At 44.4% G+C, this 20,742-nt stretch carries 24 protein-coding genes; 16 read left to right on the top strand and 8 right to left on the bottom strand.

All coding sequences use genetic code 11. From position 1 onward, the window contains the following. Positions 1-52: 52 nt before the first annotated feature. Positions 53-802, bottom strand: coding sequence for a class I SAM-dependent methyltransferase (locus tag M3193_RS09435; RefSeq protein ID WP_251626785.1), 750 nt, complete (start codon positions 800-802; stop codon positions 53-55). Positions 803-914: 112 nt separating this feature from the next. On the opposite strand from M3193_RS09435, the gene M3193_RS09430 reads away from it, so the two are divergent. The 8 genes from M3193_RS09430 to M3193_RS09400 all read left to right on the top strand — a co-directional run bounded on the left by M3193_RS09430 (position 915) and on the right by M3193_RS09400 (position 6,421). Beyond that, on the top strand, positions 915-1,421 hold the full coding sequence (locus M3193_RS09430) for a GNAT family N-acetyltransferase (RefSeq protein ID WP_251626784.1): 507 nt from the start codon (positions 915-917) through the stop codon (positions 1,419-1,421). Between the two features lie 305 nt (positions 1,422-1,726). Then, positions 1,727-2,260: a DinB family protein gene (locus M3193_RS09425; RefSeq protein ID WP_251626783.1), complete on the top strand. Its 534-nt coding sequence runs from the start codon at positions 1,727-1,729 to the stop codon at positions 2,258-2,260. A 419-nt stretch (positions 2,261-2,679) separates the two neighbouring features. After that, complete coding sequence (locus M3193_RS09420; protein WP_251626782.1) at positions 2,680-3,213, top strand: GrpB family protein; 534 nt, start codon at positions 2,680-2,682, stop codon at positions 3,211-3,213. After that, positions 3,213-4,520, top strand: coding sequence for an acyl-CoA thioesterase/bile acid-CoA:amino acid N-acyltransferase family protein (locus tag M3193_RS09415; RefSeq protein WP_251626780.1), 1,308 nt, complete (start codon positions 3,213-3,215; stop codon positions 4,518-4,520). The genes M3193_RS09420 and M3193_RS09415 overlap by 1 nt, the downstream gene beginning before the upstream one ends. Further along, positions 4,517-4,678, top strand: coding sequence for a hypothetical protein (locus M3193_RS09410; RefSeq protein ID WP_251626774.1), 162 nt, complete (start codon positions 4,517-4,519; stop codon positions 4,676-4,678). Before M3193_RS09415 ends, M3193_RS09410 begins: the two co-directional genes overlap by 4 nt. Before the next feature lie 228 nt (positions 4,679-4,906). Beyond that, positions 4,907-5,032: a hypothetical protein gene (locus M3193_RS16730; protein ID WP_285851870.1), complete on the top strand. Its 126-nt coding sequence runs from the start codon at positions 4,907-4,909 to the stop codon at positions 5,030-5,032. A gap of 41 nt (positions 5,033-5,073) precedes the next feature. Continuing rightward, positions 5,074-5,622 carry a hypothetical protein gene (locus M3193_RS09405; protein ID WP_251626773.1) on the top strand — a complete coding sequence of 183 codons (549 nt, stop codon included), beginning with the start codon at positions 5,074-5,076 and terminating at the stop codon, positions 5,620-5,622. A gap of 19 nt (positions 5,623-5,641) precedes the next feature. Continuing rightward, complete coding sequence (locus M3193_RS09400) at positions 5,642-6,421, top strand: class I SAM-dependent methyltransferase (RefSeq protein ID WP_251626772.1); 780 nt, start codon at positions 5,642-5,644, stop codon at positions 6,419-6,421. Positions 6,422-6,447: 26 nt separating this feature from the next. Here M3193_RS09400 and M3193_RS09395 read toward each other — a convergent pair whose 3' ends face one another. The 4 genes from M3193_RS09395 to M3193_RS09380 all read right to left on the bottom strand — a co-directional run bounded on the left by M3193_RS09395 (position 6,448) and on the right by M3193_RS09380 (position 8,618). Next, the gene (locus tag M3193_RS09395; protein ID WP_251626771.1) at positions 6,448-6,624 is read right to left on the bottom strand and encodes a hypothetical protein; all 177 of its coding nucleotides are present in this window, start codon (positions 6,622-6,624) and stop codon (positions 6,448-6,450) included. An 83-nt stretch (positions 6,625-6,707) separates the two neighbouring features. After that, a complete protein-coding gene (locus tag M3193_RS09390; protein ID WP_251626770.1) occupies positions 6,708-7,160 on the bottom strand; it encodes an SRPBCC family protein in 453 nt (150 codons plus the stop codon). Between the two features lie 68 nt (positions 7,161-7,228). Further along, positions 7,229-7,807 carry a uracil-DNA glycosylase gene (locus M3193_RS09385; protein WP_251626769.1) on the bottom strand — a complete coding sequence of 193 codons (579 nt, stop codon included), beginning with the start codon at positions 7,805-7,807 and terminating at the stop codon, positions 7,229-7,231. Positions 7,808-8,021: 214 nt separating this feature from the next. Next, positions 8,022-8,618 (bottom strand): hypothetical protein, encoded by a 597-nt coding sequence (locus M3193_RS09380; protein WP_251626768.1) that lies wholly within the window; start codon positions 8,616-8,618, stop codon positions 8,022-8,024. A 258-nt stretch (positions 8,619-8,876) separates the two neighbouring features. Here M3193_RS09380 and M3193_RS09375 point away from each other — a divergent pair, with 258 nt between their 5' ends. The 3 genes from M3193_RS09375 to M3193_RS09365 all read left to right on the top strand — a co-directional run bounded on the left by M3193_RS09375 (position 8,877) and on the right by M3193_RS09365 (position 11,043). Beyond that, the gene (locus M3193_RS09375; RefSeq protein WP_251626767.1) at positions 8,877-9,164 is read left to right on the top strand and encodes a hypothetical protein; all 288 of its coding nucleotides are present in this window, start codon (positions 8,877-8,879) and stop codon (positions 9,162-9,164) included. A gap of 40 nt (positions 9,165-9,204) precedes the next feature. Beyond that, a complete protein-coding gene (locus M3193_RS09370; RefSeq protein ID WP_251626766.1) occupies positions 9,205-9,984 on the top strand; it encodes a nucleotidyltransferase domain-containing protein in 780 nt (259 codons plus the stop codon). 117 nt (positions 9,985-10,101) lie between these two features. Beyond that, positions 10,102-11,043: a nuclease-related domain-containing protein gene (locus M3193_RS09365; RefSeq protein WP_251626764.1), complete on the top strand. Its 942-nt coding sequence runs from the start codon at positions 10,102-10,104 to the stop codon at positions 11,041-11,043. Positions 11,044-11,242: 199 nt separating this feature from the next. Here M3193_RS09365 and M3193_RS09360 read toward each other — a convergent pair whose 3' ends face one another. Genes M3193_RS09360 through M3193_RS09350 form a run of 3 tightly spaced genes read right to left on the bottom strand, consistent with a single transcriptional unit; the run spans position 11,243 to position 13,931 of the window. Beyond that, positions 11,243-12,139, bottom strand: coding sequence for a glycine betaine ABC transporter substrate-binding protein (locus tag M3193_RS09360; protein ID WP_251626763.1), 897 nt, complete (start codon positions 12,137-12,139; stop codon positions 11,243-11,245). Continuing rightward, the gene (locus tag M3193_RS09355) at positions 12,139-12,795 is read right to left on the bottom strand and encodes an ABC transporter permease (RefSeq protein ID WP_251626762.1); all 657 of its coding nucleotides are present in this window, start codon (positions 12,793-12,795) and stop codon (positions 12,139-12,141) included. Before M3193_RS09355 ends, M3193_RS09360 begins: the two co-directional genes overlap by 1 nt. Then, positions 12,792-13,931, bottom strand: a complete 1,140-nt coding sequence (locus tag M3193_RS09350) for a betaine/proline/choline family ABC transporter ATP-binding protein (RefSeq protein ID WP_251626761.1) — start codon at positions 13,929-13,931, stop codon at positions 12,792-12,794. Before M3193_RS09350 ends, M3193_RS09355 begins: the two co-directional genes overlap by 4 nt. Before the next feature lie 499 nt (positions 13,932-14,430). On the opposite strand from M3193_RS09350, the gene M3193_RS09345 reads away from it, so the two are divergent. The 5 genes from M3193_RS09345 (at position 14,431) to M3193_RS09325 (ending at position 20,732) form a co-directional block, all read left to right on the top strand. Next, entirely contained in the window at positions 14,431-15,114 is a 684-nt protein-coding gene (locus tag M3193_RS09345) for a response regulator transcription factor (RefSeq protein ID WP_285851869.1), read from the top strand. A gap of 10 nt (positions 15,115-15,124) precedes the next feature. Further along, positions 15,125-16,144, top strand: a complete 1,020-nt coding sequence (locus tag M3193_RS09340) for a sensor histidine kinase (protein ID WP_251626760.1) — start codon at positions 15,125-15,127, stop codon at positions 16,142-16,144. A gap of 101 nt (positions 16,145-16,245) precedes the next feature. Further along, positions 16,246-17,022 (top strand): ABC transporter ATP-binding protein, encoded by a 777-nt coding sequence (locus M3193_RS09335; protein WP_251626759.1) that lies wholly within the window; start codon positions 16,246-16,248, stop codon positions 17,020-17,022. Further along, on the top strand, positions 17,000-18,940 hold the full coding sequence (locus tag M3193_RS09330; RefSeq protein WP_251626758.1) for an FtsX-like permease family protein: 1,941 nt from the start codon (positions 17,000-17,002) through the stop codon (positions 18,938-18,940). The genes M3193_RS09335 and M3193_RS09330 overlap by 23 nt, the downstream gene beginning before the upstream one ends. 406 nt (positions 18,941-19,346) lie before the next feature. Next, complete coding sequence (locus M3193_RS09325) at positions 19,347-20,732, top strand: alanine/glycine:cation symporter family protein (RefSeq protein ID WP_251626757.1); 1,386 nt, start codon at positions 19,347-19,349, stop codon at positions 20,730-20,732. Positions 20,733-20,742 lie beyond the last annotated feature (10 nt).

Genomic DNA, 20,742 nt, shown 5'->3' with positions numbered 1-20,742 from the left:
TCTCCTTCTCGTATACAGTCTGCTTTCTATTTCTCTTGATATGTTTATCCGCTTACCCTTTCTTTCGACTCTTAATAATCAACGTAGTCGGCATCATCTTCGCCTTCTCATACGAATACCACCGATTCGCATGTCTTACCCGATCCTCTTCCGTCAATGAAACATCCTCAACGACCTTTTCGATTTCGAATCCACACTCGATCAATGTATTAATATATGTACTCACTCTATACTGCTGCATGATTGCAGGCGCGTGCCAAGCTTCGTGATCATAAGCACCTTCTTCGTGATAGGATTTATTGAAATGAAGCTCTTTACCCACCAAGCTTGCACGGCTATGCAATGGATGCTCCCAGCTGAAAACAAAAATGCCGCCCGGTTTCAAATAGTGGTGGACATTCGTGAGCGTCTGGCGCAAATCGGTTGTCCAACCTAACGCATAGATGGAATAGACGATATCAAAATATGCAAGAGGCAGCCCGGGGTTTTCCTCCATAGGCGACTCGAATAAGTGAACAGGCGAAGAGCAGTCCTTTAACAACTCCTTCGCCGTTTCAATCTGCGTCTCGGAAAGATCCACTCCCCACAACTCCCCGACACCGCGCGAATTCATATATTGCAAGGAATGCCCGCTTCCGCACCCGATATCCAATATCTTCATTCCAGCCACATCGCCAAGTAAATTCAATTCTTCTTCCCGAGGCGCAAGCGGCCCATATTCAGGAAGTGGATTCCGCCCGAAAAACCGTGGTGCCACCTCATCCCAACTTTTTTTGTTCAATACTAGTGATTCATTTCCCATGGTCATCCCTCCATGGGAATACATTCGACGATGATGGCCGCTTCCCCTTTGTATGAAATGAAGGAATTTGCAATTAATGAAGAGAATTAAGTAAGTAGGAAGGTGGGATAGGGTGAATACATATGAGATCCGAAAGGCAACCGAGCAGGAAGCTCCGATTATTATTGCCTTACTAAAAGAAGTCGCTGCTTGGCTGCAAAAGAATGACATCAATCAATGGGGGTTTCTATTAGAGGGTGGGGAGGATGTTGAAATAAGCCAAGCAGTGGGTAATAGAGATACTTATGTAGCGTGTCAGGACAATGAAATCATTGCTACCTTTTCGCTTTATTCGAAGCAAAGCGAGTGGGACCAGCATGTTTGGGGACAGGAAGAAAACTCGGAGGTTCTTTATCTTCATCGGTTGGCAGTGCGACCTGATTATATGAAAAAGGGGATTGGAAGAGACATTTTTAGTTGGATAGATGAAAACATATATACGCCAAGTTACGTACGTACTATGAAGAGAATGGTTTTTCACTCATCGGAACGACGGCGGATGGGCATTGTAAATTTCAGAAATCCATTGGAAAGGAAGCAAAGGAATCAGCCTCAAGCTAATTTTTTCTTTCTGTTATAAAAAAGAAACCAAGCAATAAAAATCGTCCATGACCCTATAGATTGGGATAAAGAAATGTAAGTTCTAGGGATATCAGTTAAAAATATGAGTAGCGTCGCAAGTATGAAAGAAAGCACCATGATGATTACCCAGGCACTAACTACAGGATTCTTAAAGCTTAATTCAAACTCCACGTCCATCCACCTCACTTTAATTATTCAATTATTATAACAATAGATGACGGATCATACAAGAAAGGCGTGGGAGTACTGGGGGCAATTGTTAGTACTAGCAACAGTGAAGACTACACAGAGGAGGAAATCATAATGGGAAATCAAGGATTATTTATAATCGACCAAAAAGATGGTCTAAGCTTGGAGTTTAGCAAGCTGGCATCCATGATGGAATATACAAGGGTTACAACGTTGGCGGAAGTGAGAGGTTTAACAGTCGGCCAATTGGATTTTCTCATTAACGATGATGCCAACTCTATCGGCATGTTGCTCGCCCATATGGTGTCAGTTGAAAGAGCATATCAAATCGAGACATTTGAAAAACGCGACTTCACGGAAGAGGATATCCAAATGCTGAACCCTGCACTAGAACTTGGCAAGACCGCACGCGAACAAATTAAAGGGAATCCAATTGAATACTACCTTGAAGAGCTGGAACAAACGAGGAAAAAGACGATTGACGCATTCGGGACATTACCCGATTCTTGGCTTTTCGAACAAGCCCCATATTGGGGAGGGCAGCCTATGAATAATTACTTCAAATGGTTTCATGTGTTTGAGGATGAATTGAATCACCGTGGGCAAATTCGTTTGATTAAGAAATTGATGAGCGCATCGGAAACATAAGTACATGGCTGGGTTAACAATTTTGAAATCTGTTAGCCCTTTTGCTGTAGGGGTTAAGGTGATATTGAAAAGATGGGTGGGTGAATCCATGATAAATTCAATTTTAATCGTCATCTTGTTATGCTCTTTGATAGTTTCCACGTATCTATGCCATTTGATGCCTAGGAAATGGAGTAGGGCAAAGTTAGTCGTTTTTTCTTTCTTACTAAATACAGTTATATTGGGCTCGGCATTTTTAATACTTTATAAAATTGATGCCTTTAATTTCCTTAAAAATGTTCAAGGTTTATTTGGAAGTTTAGGGATTATAGTGTTACTAATTTTCATTCCAATCATTACGTGGATGAATATGATTGCTATCCAACTAAGAAACTATGAAATGAAAAGGGCAGACATCAGTAGATAAAGGGAGGTGCATTATGCGGAAAGTAGATGTGATGCCTTTTTCTGAAAGATGGAGTCTTGAATACCAAAAGGAAGCAGCTGTATTACAGGAGATATTTGGCGCGGAAATCATTGAAATCCACCATATCGGCAGCACGTCCGTACAAGGATTGTCAGCAAAGCCGATCATCGACATCATGCCTGTTGTAAAAGACCTTTCGCAAGTCGATCAATATAACGCAAGTATGGCCGCAATCGGGTATGAAGCGAAGGGTGAGAATGCAATTTTAGGTCGCCGCTATTTTCAAAAAGGCGGAGATAATCGGACGCATCATGTCCATATTTACGAGAAGGGTTCTCCGGAAATCGTTCGCCATCTTGCATTCCGTGACTTCCTGCGAGTGCATCCCGAGAAGGCGAAGGAATATGGGGATTTGAAAGAAAAGTTAGCACGGCAATTTCCCTATGATATTGAATCGTACATAAATGGAAAGGCCGAATTAGCGGCGCGAATTGAACGGAAGGCAGTCGTGTGGCATCGGGGAATGATGGGAAAGGGGATGGAATAATGAAGGAGCAGCCTCAATTGCAGATTGATATGGAATCGCCATTAATTGACCGGTCAGTTGGTATACGGGTGACAGGGCTAAGCAGTGGGCAGAAGGTGACGGTGAGATTTCAGCGAAGATCATATTGGGGAATTACGATTTATTTTATGGAATCATATGGGGCATATACGGCGGATGCGAAAGGTATCGTTGACTTACAGCAAATTTCTCCAATTGAAGGTACATATAAAGGCGTCGATGGGATGGGACTATTTTGGTCTTTGCAGGTTAAAGGTACAGAAGAAAATTCCGAGGAAGTCTTTGATAAACTGCAGCCTCAATCCTTAATGATCTTGCTCGAAAGTGACGGAAAGGTGATCGACACGAAAGTCATCACTCGCAAATGGATCTCCGATGACATACTGAGGACGCCGGTGAATGAAAAAGGGGTAGTAGGAACATTTTTTCATGCTAAAGATTCATCTCCGAGACCTGCAATCATCGTTGTCGGTGGATCTGAAGGAGGAATCTATGAATACCCTGCTTCTTTATTAGCGTCCCGTGGGTTTAACGTACTTGCTCTAGGTTATTGGGGTGAAGCACCTCTTCAGAAACAACTCGTTGAAATACCACTTGAGTATATAGAAGGCGCCATTCATTGGCTAAAGGCCCGGCCAGACATCGCAAAAGGATGGATAGGAATGCATGGAACGTCGAAAGGCGGAGAACTTGCTTTATTAGCTGCAACCCATTTTGAAGACATCAAAGCAGTCGTTTCGTTAAGCGGTTCACCTGTAGTATGTTGCGGAATTGTTCCGTGGACGGAGCAAAAAGAATTGCCTCCTTCATGGACTTATAGAGGCAAAGCAATCCCGTATGCACGTCCGGACAATTCAATTGAAATTTCGAATACATGTCTTGCTATGCGGAAGGCAGGGGAGAATCCGCTTCGCATTTGGTACGACTATCTAACTTCTGATTCTCAAATAACGGAAAAAGCGACCATTCCGGTTGAAAAGATAAATGGGAATGTATTATTCATTTCCGGAACGGACGATGCTTGCTTCGATTCGGTTCAGTTGAATGAAGCGGTAATGGAGAGGCTTCGGCAAAACGATTTTGAGAATGAATACAAGCATTTAGTATACGAAGGGGCGGGTCACGAAACGGGAATTCCTTTCATTCCTGTATCCGCCAATCATTTCACCGGCGGTACTAAATATAATACAGCCCAGGCAAGTAAAGATTCTTGGCAAAAGACGATTGATTTCTTTGGGAGGAGTGTTTCTCAGCAGCGACTAAAATGTGAACAGGAGAGTGACCATTGAAGATAGCATTTTTTGATAGGGATGGAACGATCATTCAAGACTATTCTGATGAGAAATGGTCCTCCATTACCCAACCTAAGTTTCTTCCTGGTTCCATTGAAACATTGCAAGAAGTTATGCAAAGAGGATTCAAAATTATTGTCATTACCAACCAATAGTTAATCAATGAAGGCTATATTCCATTACGGCAATATGAAGATATAAGTAACAAAATGTTGAAAGAACTAACAAGACATGAAGTGGAAATTTTAGATGTTTTCTATAGTCCACATGGGCGGCAGGAAGGCTGCGATTGCTGCAAACCCCAAACAGGAATGATTCGACAGGCTATTGAAAAATATCCTGCAATCTAATTGAATGAATCCTTCATAATAGGCGACTTGATTGTGGATATGGAATTAGCTATCCGAATGAATATGGTTGGTATAGGAATCAATGTAGGAGGTCCAGCAGAAGCTAGGGGCATTTATAAAATCGAAGAGGTTATTGAAGTATTACAGTTTATAGATTGATGTTTTTTTAAGGCAAAACTTCAAGAACGGGAATGTTGAAAATGAAAATCTTCATCATGGGGATCGTTGCAAGCGGGAAAACGACATATGCAAAAGGTTTGTCGAAGCAGACGGGTTTGCCTTTTATTGAATTGGATGCGGTTGTTTACCATACGGTAGGCGGAAAACGGATAAAGCGGACGCCTGATGAACAAGTGCGAGTCATTCACCAAATGGAGGCCAAAGGAAGTTGGATTGCGGAAGGGGTATACCGCCCGTCTTATCACCTCCTTTTGGACTTGGCTGACATTGTCATATGGCTGGATCCGCCTTTGTGGAAACGGAAATTCCGGATTTTTAGCAGGCATGTGAAGCAAGTGATTGGTGTAGAAGAATGTGCGTATGAGCCGGATCTTCAAATGCTTCGCAATATGTATAAATGGACGAAGGATTTTGAAGGAAAGCGCGGAAAGTTGGACGGGATTCTCCATCCTTACTTGGATAAGTTGCTTATCGTACGGAATGATCCAGCGAGTAATCGGGCGCTTTCTGAGGCTATTGGTAACTTGAAAGCTAGAGGCAATTTGATTACCGAGTTACAGCTGAAATGATACGAAATGAGATGAGTGAATGAGCCAAAATACATTTGAACGTAACCTAGAGAAATATGCAGATCCTGAAATGTATGATCATCTGTATGAACGGTATCAGAAGGATTTGGGCCTCATTTTAAAATGGGCGAATCCGGATCAAAAAATACTCGAACTAGCTTGTGGTACAGGTAGATTGACAATCCCAATGGCACAGCGTGGATTTCAGATGATTGGTGTTGACTTACATGAAGGTATGTTGGCGCGAGCAAAGCAAAAGGCCGAAGAGCAAGATGTGACGATTAAATTTGTTCATCAAGATTGCACGCAATTGAACATCCCTGTGAAAAGTTCGTTAGCTTTTATGACGGGAAATTCCTTTCAACATTTTTTAACGAATGACGCGCAGGATGCTTTATTGCAATCTGTCCGAAAGCATTTAGTGGATGGGGGCATTTTCATTTTCGATTCACGAAATCCGGCATTGAATGAGCTTTCTACTGTTGATGAGTACCAGGAGAAGTTCCTCGATAAAAATGGCAACCAAGTGATTGAAAGCCACCGTGATGTCTATAATCATTTGACACAAATTTTGGATTGCCAAACGCAACGGCAGGTCTATCGGAATAATGCGCTCATCGCAGAGGAGCAAGATGGCATTTCCCTCCGCTATTCATTCCCGCAGGAAATGGAACGATTATTAGACTCAAATGGATTTGAAATTGTACAAGTATATGGTGATTGGGATGAGAATGAATTGCATGCGGAAAGTGTTTCGATGGTGTATGTATGCAGAGTGAAAAGAGGAAGCCATGTCTGAATTCAAACAGACATGGCTTTCTGTACTTAGCCTTTGTACTTGTCCCTCTCGGCCGTCTCCCGATGATTCGGCGTCATCTTCTCATGATTCGGTTGAAGATTGCCGAGCTCAGCCAATTCCATCGAAATCTCTTCTTTCACTTCTCTGCGATTACCTGGCGTCTTCGGATTGGAATATAAATTGCTGTGTGCACCTTGTTTCATTTCGAGTACCTCCCATATTATTTTGCATTTGCAGTCTTAATATGGTCTTGTTTATTCGTTTTGATGTGCCGCTGCGGTTTTCATTACTTACTTTCAGCTATTCTCTTTAATTCCTTTGCCCGATCGGCTATAAAATTTTTCATATACTTTTCTAAAAAGAGGCGGTCAGCAATTTTACCGATGATGCCGAAAGGGGATTTGTACGCAAAGGTATCTTTCATAATTGTTCCTGTTCCGCTTTCGACGAATTCATGTGTATGCGTAAACGAGTGAAAAGCACCTTTCACCATTACATCCGTGAATTGGTGTGGTCGATCCATCTCTATTATTTTTGCGGTCAATCTTTGTCTCACTCCAAGATGGACAGCCTCCCAAGTGACAGTATCACCATTTTCCATCAGTCCAGTTGTAACTCCGGCAATGGCCCTCTCCTTCGTTTTAGTTGTAGTTTGCGTGTGGACTTCAACATTTCTGGTGAGGTCAAAACAGATATGGATAGGTGCATCGACATATATTTCATATTCAATGATAGGCATGATAAATCCCTTTCGAGAACTTTTCGTTTTTATCATTATAAGTTATAAGGCGTGTAGTATGGTGAAACTCATATACTTTGTTGAATCCGACTCGCTACAAATGCCAAATCTTGAATGAATAATCGATATAGATTGGGACGGCGTCTGACGGCAAGCGGGTGGTAGGCGGCGGTGGTCGGATATCCCTTAACGTCATGCCAGCTTTCACGCAAACCCTTTACATCCACTTCAGAGTTTTGGAAGAAGGACTGTACCGCTACATTTCCTAAACATAAGATGACGGATGGTTGTTGCACCTGTATTTGCTCATCCAAATGGCGGTGCATGCAGATTTGGCGGGTCGATTCTTTGTCATACGCACGAACTGGCCGTCTTTTTAAAATGTAAGTGACATAGATAAGTTCTTTATTCAAACCAACTTCATGAACGGCTTGCTGCAAAGTTTGCCGTGTGCCGCATACCATCGAGTTTCCTTCACGATCTTCACGCGCACCTGGATTATCGAGAATCACCAAGATAGGTGCCTTTGGATTTCCTTCTCCCCAAACCATGCGTGTTCCTTGTTTATAAAGTCCACATTCCTCGCAATGAATCTCGCTTGCAGGCGTCGGATCTTCCGGCCAACTTTCTGGGCAAAAGGACGTCATTTTTATCACCTTCCTGACAGAATAGAATACCCTTAAGTGGATGAATCATGCAGATTCATCCCATTTAAAATGATTAAAGGAACAGCTCTTACAGTAAATAAACAGCCACCGACTCGACAAAGAAGGTGGCTGTTTCATATTTTGACTCAATGAGAAATTCAATTACTTATCCCGGCGATTAAAGTACTGGCTAAATAATAGACTATTGGAGTACTTAATCTATGATATTTTCAACTTTGATAATCGTGTTTGTTGCATCTAAATAAGTGAAACGATACTTCTCCCCTTTATATATTAGAAAATCCTCAAAATAGAGTGTCATTTCACCTATATCGGTGTCAATTAGTACAATATTAGAACGATAAGATCCTTTATGTCCACGAGATCCTCTATAAATATCCGTAACTAATACGTCTTTGACTTGCCATTCACCATTCTCATAATCCTTCATACTCTGGATAGACTTTTTAGCTTCAGTTCCACCGAAGGTTAATAAAACTATGGTGAAAATTAAGGTGATTATCCCACTACATGCAAATTTGATGACCGATGATTTTTTGATCCTCTGAGGATTGTAAACAGTAATCAAAAAGACGTGATACAAAATAAATATACAGAATGTCAAACCAGCAGCAAACAAAAAGGACGTTCCAATAAAGTTATAGACGAACGCTTTATAAAGATCCGTCCCAAACCTATTTGTTGTAATAAAAATGCCTCCTATTATAACCAGAACCATAATGACCATTAAAAAGAGAAAAATGATTCGTAGTCGTTTTTTATTCTGTTCAATTAAGGATTTCTTCCTCATACACATCAACCTCTCGTTCGGCTATCGATTTAGGTATGGTTATTGCTAATAAACCTTTACCTGTTTTCATTGTGAATACGAATGAAAGCGGTATAAAGTTTCAATTGGAGGTGCTTTAGTTGGGCTGCTCCTTTTTATTTGTGTGTAATGAAGGAGAACCAGCATAGAATGGAGAAGGATATGGGAACTTAAGGAGTTCCAGAATGCTAATGAATTTGATAGGTTCCAAAATAGTTGATTTTTTCAAGGAGTGTCGGAATGAAAAAAAGATACTGGTTTGGCGGTCTATTGGCAATCATTGTTCTCATTGCTTTTGTAACGAATCCATCTGAAGAACAATATTTGCAGTTTAGCAAAGAATGTTATGGGGAAGTAGAGGTACCTGTTGAGATGAAGCTTGAAAGAATCAACTTTCTATTGTTTACAGCCTATACCCCAATCTATCACTGGGAGCATGGGATAACGCATATCGGCGCGTTTGGCACATTCTTTCAAGTGTCTGAAGGTCAATACGATTATCCATTTTGGTTAAAATTGTTTAACTAAGGGGCTGTCCAGTGGGACTGTACAAGTAAGGGGGAAGATTATGTTACCGCAGGAGTTGGCTGTTGAAAAAATTACTGCCAGTTTGGAAAAGGATCCGCATGTGCAGGCGGTTTTTCTGAAAGGGTCAATGGGAAGAGGAGAGCATGACGAGCATTCAGACGTCGACCTTTATTGCTTAGTGAACGAGGTGGGCAAGGAGGAATTTCTCGTCAACCGCGTAGAGCATTTGCGGGCGTATCGCGACATCATTCTAATGGATGATATTTTCATTGTCGCTCCTCAGATCATCGCCGTGTTTGACGATTTACTGCATATCGATTTATTCACGGTGACGAAGGAATCGTTTGTTGGAGGCGATCATTTCAAGGTGTTGTATGATCCTTATCGTTTAATGGATGAATTCGTGGAGACGCAAGGATTGGCGTTGAGGGAGGAGGAATATCGGGATGATGTCATGGATGTAGGCTGGTTTTTATTCCAGTACTCAAAGACAGCTGCAAGGGGAAATGACATTTGGTCGGTGAGGATGCTGACGAACGTTGTGCATCATCTAGGGAGGGTGTTGCTCTATCGATATGCACCGGAACGCGCGAAGCTGGGGCTGAAGACGATTGAGCGGTCGTTGCCTGAGTCAGTGATACTGGAATTGACGGAAATTCTGGAGTGCATCACACCCGGAAAGCATGCGCAGGCAGTTGTTTTGATTAGCCGATTGCTCGATTGCGAGTACGAATGGATTCGGTTGCAGTGGAGTGAAGAAAGTCAGCAGATGCGATTTGTTCGGAGGATGATTGATAAGTACATTGAGGAAAATGAATGATGAGGTATCTGAGTATTTAATATTTAGTCATGAGTAACTATGGTAGACTATCTGGAAGCGGAATAATAGAAGAGGAGTTGAACCAAATTCATTCATAAACTTAGAAAAGCCCCTCTCTTGTTAGAAGGACTGGAAGCAGCAATGAGAAGATTGCTGAGCCACCATGCAGCGATTCCAGCGTTGCGATCGAAGCATGCAGCGGTCCAAGCCGGATTTGGCGGCGAGCAGGAATTGGACAAGGTATTTGAGGGCTATGCTTTTACAATGAAGCATGGTATTTTCCACGATCTATCATTGGCCTCCAGTGCGTATTTTCAAGTAGACACACTGTTTATCACCCCATGGTACGCGGTTTTATTCGAGGTGAAAAACATCGCGGGCGAACTGACGGTGACGGAAAATCTGCCGCAATTAATCCGCACATTGGATTCCGGACAAGTGAGCGGGTTTAAAAGCCCAATTGCCCAATTGGAAAGCAACTGTGAACTTTTTCGGGACTGGCTATATAGCCGAAATATGTCATTGCCGGTCTACGGCGCCGTCGTCCTCGCGTATGCCAGGCAGCGCATCGAAGTTTTTGACACGAAAATCCCTATTTTATTCCCAAGCGCGGTCCCCACATTCATCCGCAAACTGCCAACAACCTCCCCATTGTTGGATGACAAAACATTCGTCGACCTATTATCGCAGCTCAGCAGCTCCCATCGTGATTTTATTCCTTCTCCTATTTGTGAAACTTATTCTATTAGACGCAGCGACATCCGGACGGGTGTGATTTGCCCGGGGTGTGGTGTTATTGGTATGGAGAAATATAATGGGGGGTGGCGTTGTTTAGCTTGTGCAAAGACGAGCCGAGACGCCCACAAACGAGCGATCCGCGACTGGTTTCTTTTGTTTGGCGGTGGAATGAGTAATAAAGATTGTAGAGAGTTTCTGAGAGTTAATCGGCAGCAGACTGCTCATCGGCTAATAATGTCTATGCAATTAAAGTCGGAGGGCACCTACCGGAATCGGGTATACACAATGGAATTACTCTCGGAACGCAAAAAGCGCACATGATTGTGCGCTTTTTTGATGGGAAAATGTCGAATCGGTGGTAAAGTGTCGAGATTCGGTGGTAACGCCCTAAGATTCGGTGGTAAACTCCCCTGAATCGGTGGTAATGTCCTAAGAATCGGTGGTAAATGAAATCTTCACGGTGCCTTGCCGAGTTTGGACTTGCCAGATTGGTGATAACTCTCCGGAAGTTGGCGATAACCTACCGCGCAACCGCCTCAATCAACCCACTCTCCACCAAAAACTCCTCCGCAACCCTTTCAACCATCATGCCGTCGTTGTCGACTTTGGCGTTCATTTTCTGCATCGCTTCTTCGTCGATCATGCCTTCGAGCTGTTTCAAGACGGCTTCGATTTCAGGGTACTCCTTCAGCGTTTCTTTCCGCACGAGCGGGAGCGCGTGATACGGAGGGAAGTAGGATTTGTCGTCTTCCAATACACGCAGGTCAAATTCCTGCAGCTGACCATCTGTCGTGTAGGAGTTGATGACGTCGACTTCGCCTGCGTTGATGGAACGGTACATGATGCCGTGGTCCATACCTTTGACATTCTTGAATTTCAACCCGTATTCCTTTTGGAAGCCGGGGAGTCCGTCGGGGCGGTCGATGAATTCAAAGACCGCGCCTAACGTGAAATCTTTGGAGTAAGCAGCGAAGTCACTGAATGTGACGATGCCAAGTTCTTCCGCTTTTGATTCGTCCAACGCGAGGGTGTACGTGTTGTTGAAGCCGAATGTGTTGAAGGCGATGATGCCGTCTTCACCGACGAGTCGTCTTGTCATTTCCAACGTTTCCTCTGCGTTGCCTGGCTCCTCATGGTAATAGTTGACGACAATCGTCCCCGTGTAATCGGGAACAACGTCGATATTGCCGTTCAGCATTGCGTTCCAAACGACGTTGGAGCCGCCGAGGTTTTCTTTATAGATGACTTTAATATCTGTTTTATTCTCAATCAACTGCCCCATGATGTGGGACAAAATGATGCTTTCCGTATTGTTCCGTGAACCGAGTGTCAATGAATCTTCTTCAATGAAGATGCATCCGGTGAGCATGCTTGCGACAACTGCCATGAGCAGTAGTGAAACGAACTTTTTCCTCATTACACTTTCAATCCTTTCGGCGTCGTCCAGCGCTCAACCGAGCTGAAGAACACTTCTAGAATGATGGCAAGCAGTGCGGCCGGGATTGCGCCAAGAAGGATCAGTCCATCGATTCCGCGCGTAATTCCTAGGAAAATGAAATCTCCGAGTCCGCCAGCGCCGATAAATGCGGCAAGTGTTGCGTTTCCGACGTTAATGACTGCAGCTGTCCGGATTCCGGCCATGATGACTGGAATCGCAAGCGGCAGCTCCACTTTGAACAGAATTTGCATGCTCGTCATACCCATTCCTTTGGCAGCTTCCCGAGTAGCCGGATCGACGTCGCTAATTCCTGCGTACGTGTTTCGGGCAATTGGCAGCAACGAATAAAGGAAAAGTGCTGCAATCGCAGTTTTCACGCCAATCCCGAAAATAGGGATCATGAAACCGAGCAAGGCGAGACTTGGGATTGTCTGCATGACGCCTGTTCCGCCGAGTACGAGTGTCGTCAGTTTTGGAACTCGGGTGACGAGGATTCCGAGGAACACGCCAAGAATGATCGCGATTAACATCGAGAAGAACACAAGCTGGATATGGACCGAAGTCGCTTCAAGAACTTCTCTCCAACGCATCTGTGATTGTTCGGTCAATTGTTGCCAGATTGATAAATTATTCATATGGCAACCACCTCCGTTTCTGTATCCGTCCACTGGCTGGACAATGCGGATAGCAACGAACCGCGAGTTACGAGACCGACGACCTTATTCTTTTCATCCACGATAGGAATCAGGCCGAACGGTGATTCATCCATCATAATGATGGCGTCTTTTGCGGAAGCAGTGTCTTGCAAGATGTGGCTGATCGGCTGCATTAGCTCTTCAATGGTACGGATGTTGTTCACTTTCTTGATAACGTCGTAGGCGGAAACGATGCCTAGCAGATTTTTTGATTCATCCACAATGATGAGATCCGTGATTTTCCTCTGGCGGATAAGTGAAATTGCCTTTTCAGGAGAACTTTGAGGAAGAGATGTGACAACCGATTCGGACATGATGTCAATAACCGGCATCAGTTCAGGGTTTTGGATAATTCGATGCTTGCCAATGAACTCCTCTACAAAACCGTGGGCAGGTTCGTGAAGTAATTTCTCTGGAGTGTCCAACTGAAGGAGCTTGCCGTCTTTCATTATTGCGATGCGGTCACCCATTTTGAGTGCCTCGTCCATATCATGCGTTACAAAAATGATAGTCTTATTCAATTTTTTCTGTAATGAAATGAGTTCACCTTGCAATTGCTCCCTAGTAAGCGGGTCCAATGCGCTGAACGGTTCATCCATTAAGATGATTTCGGGGTCAGATGCAAGTGCTCGAGCAATTCCAACACGCTGTTGTTGTCCCCCGGAGAGTTCTTTTGGATAGCGATTTGCGTAGATTTTAGGATCGAGTCCGACCAGTTCAAGCAGTTCGTTTACTCTTGGCTTGATTTTTTCCGGGCCCCAACCGTTTAATTCAGGAACGATGGAGATGTTCTTTTCGATCGTATAATGGGGGAATAAACCGATTTGTTGTATTACATAGCCGATGCTTCTTCGAAGGTCGGAAGCGACATACGATTTGTTATCCTTTCCGTTTATCGAAATTTTCCCGCTTGTATGCGGTTGCATCCGATTGATCATTTTCATCGTTGTTGATTTACCTGAACCACTCGGACCGATGAGAACGAGCAGCTCGCCTTTCGGAATTTCAAAGCTGACAGAATCAACAGCCTTGAACCCGTCATCATATACTTTACTTACGTTTTCAAATTTCAGCATATAATCCTCCTATGTTTTTTCACAAAACTGTAATGTGTTGAATTTGGAATGAAAATATAAAGCAGCGGCAAAAAAAGAAGACATTTATGCTTCCTGAACAATCAGGTGCGTCTGTCTTGCTAATTAGTATATCATATTTCGGAGATGGAAGTAATGGATAACTGGATATTTAGTAGGTTTTTAGTATATGTCATTTGTAGAACTTAAGACCTGCGCATGTGAAGTTTTCCGCAAACTTGCGGATCGATGATAAACCAAGCTGATTCGGCGATTAAGTGCCGAAAGTAGTTAATGAATTAGTCCAAGAAGGTGAGGAAGTACCGAGAGTCGGTAGTGAAGGAAAACACCTATGAAGATAATTCCTTTTACCTATGAAAATACAGAAACTTGCGAGTCGGTGATAACACTCGCCGCCTCGGTGAAAGTCCGACCATCGTAGAAGTGTCCGGTTTCAGCGGTAATGAACTATAATACTAACTAACGAAAGGGAGTGCAGCGGATGGAGATGAACGTTTTCATAGTGGAGGACGATCGGGCGATATTTGACTCGCTGAAGGAAAGGCTTGGGCAGTGGTCGCTTCAAGTGTCGGGACCAGAAGATTTCCATGATGTGATTGGGGCTTTCATCCAAAAGAGGCCCCATCTGGTCATACTCGACATCCAGCTACCCGCCTATGATGGGTTCCATTGGTGCCGGGAAATCCGAGCAGTTTCGAAGGTGCCGATCATTTTCCTGTCATCGCGGGATCATCCGATGGATATGGTAATGGCGATGAATATGGGGGCGGATGATTATATTCAGAAGCCGTTCCATACAGATGTGCTGCTTGCGAAAATCCAAGCGACACTCCGTCGTACATATGCATACACGGAAGAGCCAGCGGATGTGCTTGAGTGGAACGGCGCGATGATTGATATGAAGCGCGGTGTCATTCGGCTTGATGGAAATGAAGTGGAACTGACGAAAAATGAATTCTTCATCTTGGCGGTGCTTGTCCAGGCGAAGGATGAAATTGTGTCGCGCGATGAATTGATTCGCAAACTTTGGGACGACGAACGGTTCGTTAACGACAACACGTTGACCGTAAATGTGACGCGGCTGCGCCAAAAGCTTGCAGACATCGGACTCGGTGACGCGATTCTCACAAAAAAAGGAATGGGTTATATGGCGGTTAGCTTGTAGGGGGGATACGATGTTCATTGCATACTTGAAGGATATGAAAAGTTGGATACTCCTGTTTGCCGGATCTATTGCGGTCACTGACTTAATGATTTTGATTGATAAGGGGCTGGCAATGAAGCTAAGCTCCCTCATTTACCTTAACCTGCTGCTCATTGCTATTTTCATTTTATTCCTCATCTGGCGATACAAAAAGGAGACGCAATATAAGAAAGAACTTCTTCAAATTTCCGGAGATCCTTCAAGGGACTGGCAGGAAGGGCTTCCGGAACCGCTTTTCAATCGTGACGAAACAATCAATGATCTGTTGCGGCAAGTGGCGGATGATCATTTGCAGAAGCTTTCGGAAATGAAGGCCGCAAACCTTATGGAAAGCGACTATACAGCTGCGTGGGTGCATGAAGTGAAGGCGCCGTTGACGTCGATGAAACTGACAATCGACGCAAATCGTCAAGATCCGGCCATCCGTAAAATAGAGTCGGATTGGCTGCGTGTCCATTTGCTTATCGACCGGCAGCTCTATATTTCACGATTAACCACGCTTGAATCGGATTATGTATTGGAGAAAATTGAGGTGCAACAGTTGCTCACACCCGAAATCCGCGAGCTGCGATCTTGGTATATTGAGAAAAATATCGCAGTGGAAATCGAAGGTGATATGGAAGTGCTCACGGACAGCAAATGGTGCCGCTTCATCATCCGCCAATTGCTGACGAATGCAGCGAAATACAGTCCGGCAGGAGGCGTCATCTGCATTCGAACTAGTCTATCGCAGGGAGGAAATCCGGTTTTATCAATAAAAGACGATGGACCGGGAATCCCGGCTCACGATTTGCCCCGTATTTTCGACAAAGGGTTCACCGGGGGCACGGGAAGGCTGCATAATGCTGCGACAGGACTCGGGTTGTATCTTGCCCAACAAGTGGCATCGAAAATTGGGATTTCACTGTCCGCCGAGTCCGTGCCGGATCAAGGAACGACGATGAATATGACGTTTTCCACCGAAAACGAGTTTGACGCCACACGAACATGACAATAATGTCACATTGGCCGACCTGTTTGTCATCTAAATCAAACGACCGGAGTTAGTTCACCCGTTAAGATAAGGGTATAGCAAACAGGGAGGGTACAATGATGGATCAATATAAAACAGTATTACATGCTCAAAATATCCGCAAATCATACGGAACTCGCGGAAATGTGCAAGAAGTATTGAAAGGGATCGACTTGCGGGTAATGGAAGGCGAATTTGTCGGCATCATGGGGGCGTCCGGCGCAGGAAAAACGACATTGTTGAACGTTCTAGCGACAATCGACCGTACGACGGAGGGCTCGATTCTTATTGGAGATTCTGATATTTCGAAGATGAAGGACCGCGAATTATCCGCATTCAGGCGAGACAAATTAGGGTTCATCTTCCAAGATTACAATCTTCTCGACACATTGACGGTGAAGGAAAATATCCTGCTGCCAGTTTCACTTGGCAAAATGAAAAAGCGGGTGGCGGAAGATCAATTCAACTCGATTGCCGATATTTTAGGCATCAAAGAATTGGCAGATAAATATCCACATGAAATTTCCGGCGGCCAAAAACAGCGGACTTCCGCAGCGCGTGCACTCATCAACAAGCCATCCATGGTCTTTGCAGATGAACCGACGGGCGCGCTTGATTCGAAATCGGCGTCTTCGTTGCTCGGAACATTGGAGGATGTCAATAAACAACGCGGCGTCACGATCATGATGGTGACGCATGACCCTGTCGCATCAAGCTATTGCAGCCGTGTTGTCTTCCTGAAGGACGGCAATATTTACTCGGAGCTGTACCGCGGCGATAAAACGAGACAGGCCTTCTTCCAGGAAATCCTGAAAGTTCAAGGTGTCCTCGGGGGTGACAGCGTTGACGCTCTTTGATCTCGTCATCCGCAGCATGCGGAAAAACATCAAGCATTATTACTTATACTTTTTTGCGCTTATTTTAAGTGTCGTCCTGTACTTCGTCTTTGCGACGTTGCAGCATGATCCGTCGGTTGTTGAGAGGTCTGGCGGCAGCATGGGTGCGGCGTTCAAAGTGGCAGGAATCTTACTGTTATTCATCGCAGGGATTTTCGTCGTTTATGCAAATGCGATTTTCTTGAAGAGAAGAAGCCGTGAAATCGGGCTGTATCAATTGATTGGCCTGACAAAAGGATCAGTTTCGCGTCTGTTGATTATCGAAAATTCCTTGCTGAGCGCCGGGGCGTTAGCGATTGGGATTGGCATAGGGATTCTCGTGTCACGCGTATTTTTATTATTGCTAATGAAGCTCATCGGCTTTGATGGATTTATCGAAGTGGAGTTTTCGACGGCGGCTGTCATCCAGACGGTGATTGTATTTCTTGGAATCACCATTCTCACGTCAATGCAAATGCTCGTTGCAGTCTACCGCAACACGTTGCTTGGACTATTCAATGCCGAGAAGACCGGCGAGCATCCGAAAAAGCCGAAAGCTATCAGGTCAGCCTTTCTTGCGATTTTAGGGATAGCCCTCATCGCGTTCGGATACTGGCTATCCGGCCGGATGTTGAATGCTTTGCTGTTCATCAATATGATCGTCGTTTTGGTTACGACAATTCTCGGTACTTTTTTATTGTTCCGCGTGGCGATCGGGTGGGTGCTGTATCAGATGCGCAAAAGGAAGAAGGGCCATCTTGGATTGTATAACAGCTTGTCGCTTGCGCCGATCATGCATCGGATGAAGGGCAATGCGAATTCACTGACGATTATTACGGTATTATCCGCAATGACGCTGACAATGTTGGCGGGCGTGTATTCCCTTTATTATTCGACGGAAAAGGAAGTCCGTCTCATTTATCCTTTTGATTTTGCATTTGATGATTTTTGGTATGATGACGGTAAAGGTGCTGCCGAAAAATTCATCAGCGAACTAGATAAGCAACAGATTACGTATTCGTATTCAACAGTTGAAACGCTAGAAGTGGATGGTGAATTCGAAGGTGGCAGTGTATCAGAATTGATGTCCAATTCGTTTGGAGCATATATAATAAGCGACAAACAATTGCAACAAGCAGGTGTGGATATTGAAGTTTCTGACTCCGACGCTGCGTACCTTTATGATGCGGGCATATACTGGTTATTGAAAACGATGGAAGTTCCATTCAATATCGAATTATCGAATGCAGAAATAGAAGCCGATATGAAAGTTGTAAAAGTGAGCGAAGGAAATGCATTAAATACTTCAGCGATGACACACCTTGTTGTGAAAGATGCATTTTATCATGAATTAAAAGAGCTGTTTCTGAATGATGAAAACGAATGGCGCATTTCAAACACCTATGCCATCGATGTTCTAGACCGTGATCAGCTTGCCGAAGCTTCTGCGATTTTCAAGCGTATTAATGAGGAAGATGATCAGCACGGATTTGATTACTATTCCCAATACGCTTCGGGGATGGAGAACAATGGTTTATTCATCTTTATCTCTGGGTTCTTAGGGCTCGTGTTCCTCATTTCGACAGGCAGCATTTTGTACTTTAAGCAAATGACGGAGGCGGAGCAAGAGAAAAGCAGCTATGCAACATTGCGTCAGCTAGGTTTCACCGCGCAAGACATTATGCGCGGTATCGTCCGCAAGCAAGTATTCGTCTTCGGAGTTCCGTTGATGATTGGGCTGTTGCATTCCATCTTTGCGATAAAAGCCGCGTCATTCATGTTCATGTCCGATATTACATTGCCCGCTTCGATCGCCATGGGTATCTACGTGCTTATTTATCTCATGTTCGCCTTTTTGACGGTCGGGTATTACCGGAAAACGGTGAAGGCTGCGCTTTAGTTGGGCGAATTGCTACGAAAAAAGGCGATTCGGTGGTAAAGTCATTCGAATCGTGGTAATGCTCTGAGCAACGGTGGTAATGCCATCCGAATCGGTGGTAATACTCTGGGCAACGGTGGTAAAGTGCCGAGAATCGGTGATAACCCCCCTTAGTCGGTGATAACCAATATTTTCTGGCAGTATTCGATAATTTTTTTAAATAAATGGGTTGAAAAATGCCGAGCCGATGATAAAATAATCAAGTCAGAGTAAATATGAAGCGCTTTCATGAAAAGTGGAAGAGAGCTTCTAGACCGTTTGAGTCCATGATGGCTCAGCGGTTTTTCTATTTCTGAAATGTGAGTTTTTTTGCACGACTGGGTAAGGATAGTAAGTGAAATATGATGATGGAGAAGGAGTGAATAGTGTGGGCGTAGTGGAGTGGCTGGTGGGACCGGCGAATGATTTTATTTGGACATATATATTGATTGGGCTTTTATTGCTCATTGGTCTTTATTTTACGATAAGAACGAAGTTTGTCCAATTTCGTTTATTTGGAGAGATGTTCAGACTCATTTTCGAGAAAAGAGAAGGCAACCGTGGAGTCTCGGCGTTCCAGGCGTTTACAATTAGTGCGGCGTCCCGGGTCGGTACAGGGAACGTAACTGGCGTAGCGCTTGCCATCGGGATTGGCGGACCAGGCGCGGTCTTCTGGATGTGGGTCATTGCCATTATCGGCATGGCGACGGCATTCATTGAAAGTGCGCTTGCGCAAGTGTACAAAGTTCGGGACGGCGACACCTTCCGCGGAGGACCAGCCTATTACATGGAGAAGGCGCTAGGCCTTCGGAAGCTTGGAATCGTTTTCGCGATTCTCCTAACGATGTGTTTCGGTTTTATTTTTAACTCTGTTCAATCAAATACGATCAGCCAGTCATTCCATGATGTATTCAATCTACCCTATTGGGTGGTTGGTTTACTACTTGTCATTTTGACGGCAATCATCATTTTTGGCGGCGTGCAAAGGATTGTCAAAGTGACGCAAGCAATTGTCCCAATCATGGCGGTGTTTTACTTGCTGATTGCGCTGTATGTTGTTGCTAGTAATATCACGGAAGTTCCTGCCATGATTGCCCTCATTTTTGAGCATGCTTTTGGCATTAAGGAAATGGCTGGCGGCGGTATTGGTGCTGCCATGATGCAAGGTATCCGACGTGGTCTGTTCTCAAATGAAGCTGGTATGGGGAGTGTGCCGAACGCTGCGGCGACGGCGAGTGCGACGCATCCGGCGAAGCAGGGGCTAGTCCAGAGTCTTGGTGTATTTTTCGATACGATCATCATTTGTTCTGCGACCGCTTTTATCATCCTCCTCGCAGGACTTTATGACAAAGGGGAAGAGAGCGGCATTTTGCTGACGCAGTCCTCGATGGCCGTACACGTTGGTTCTTGGGCACCTTATTTTGTCGCGATTGCGATCATGTTCTTCGCGTTCAGCTCAATCGTCGGGAATTATTATTACGGTGAAACAAATATTGAATTCATCAACACACATAAGTCGTGGATGACGGCCTACCGAATTGCGGTGCTCGGAATGGTCATGTTCGGTGCCCTCGCAAAAGTGGATATCGTCTGGAGCATGGCGGACTTGTTCATGGGCTTGATGGCAATTATAAATCTCCTCGTCATCTTGGCGCTTGGAAAAGTTGCTTTCCGCGTATTGGATGATTACACGAAGCAACGGAAACAAGGGAAGAATCCTGTATTTAAAGCGGATTCTAGTTTGAAAGGTGCCGACTGTTGGAGAGAAGAGTGAAACTTATCAA

The sequence above is a fragment of the Sporosarcina luteola genome, from assembly GCF_023715585.1.
GTDB classification, from domain to species: Bacteria; Bacillota; Bacilli; order Bacillales_A; family Planococcaceae; genus Sporosarcina; species Sporosarcina luteola_D.
Note: the sequence above shows the minus strand (reverse complement) of the source record. Positions and strands in the feature narration are given on the sequence as shown.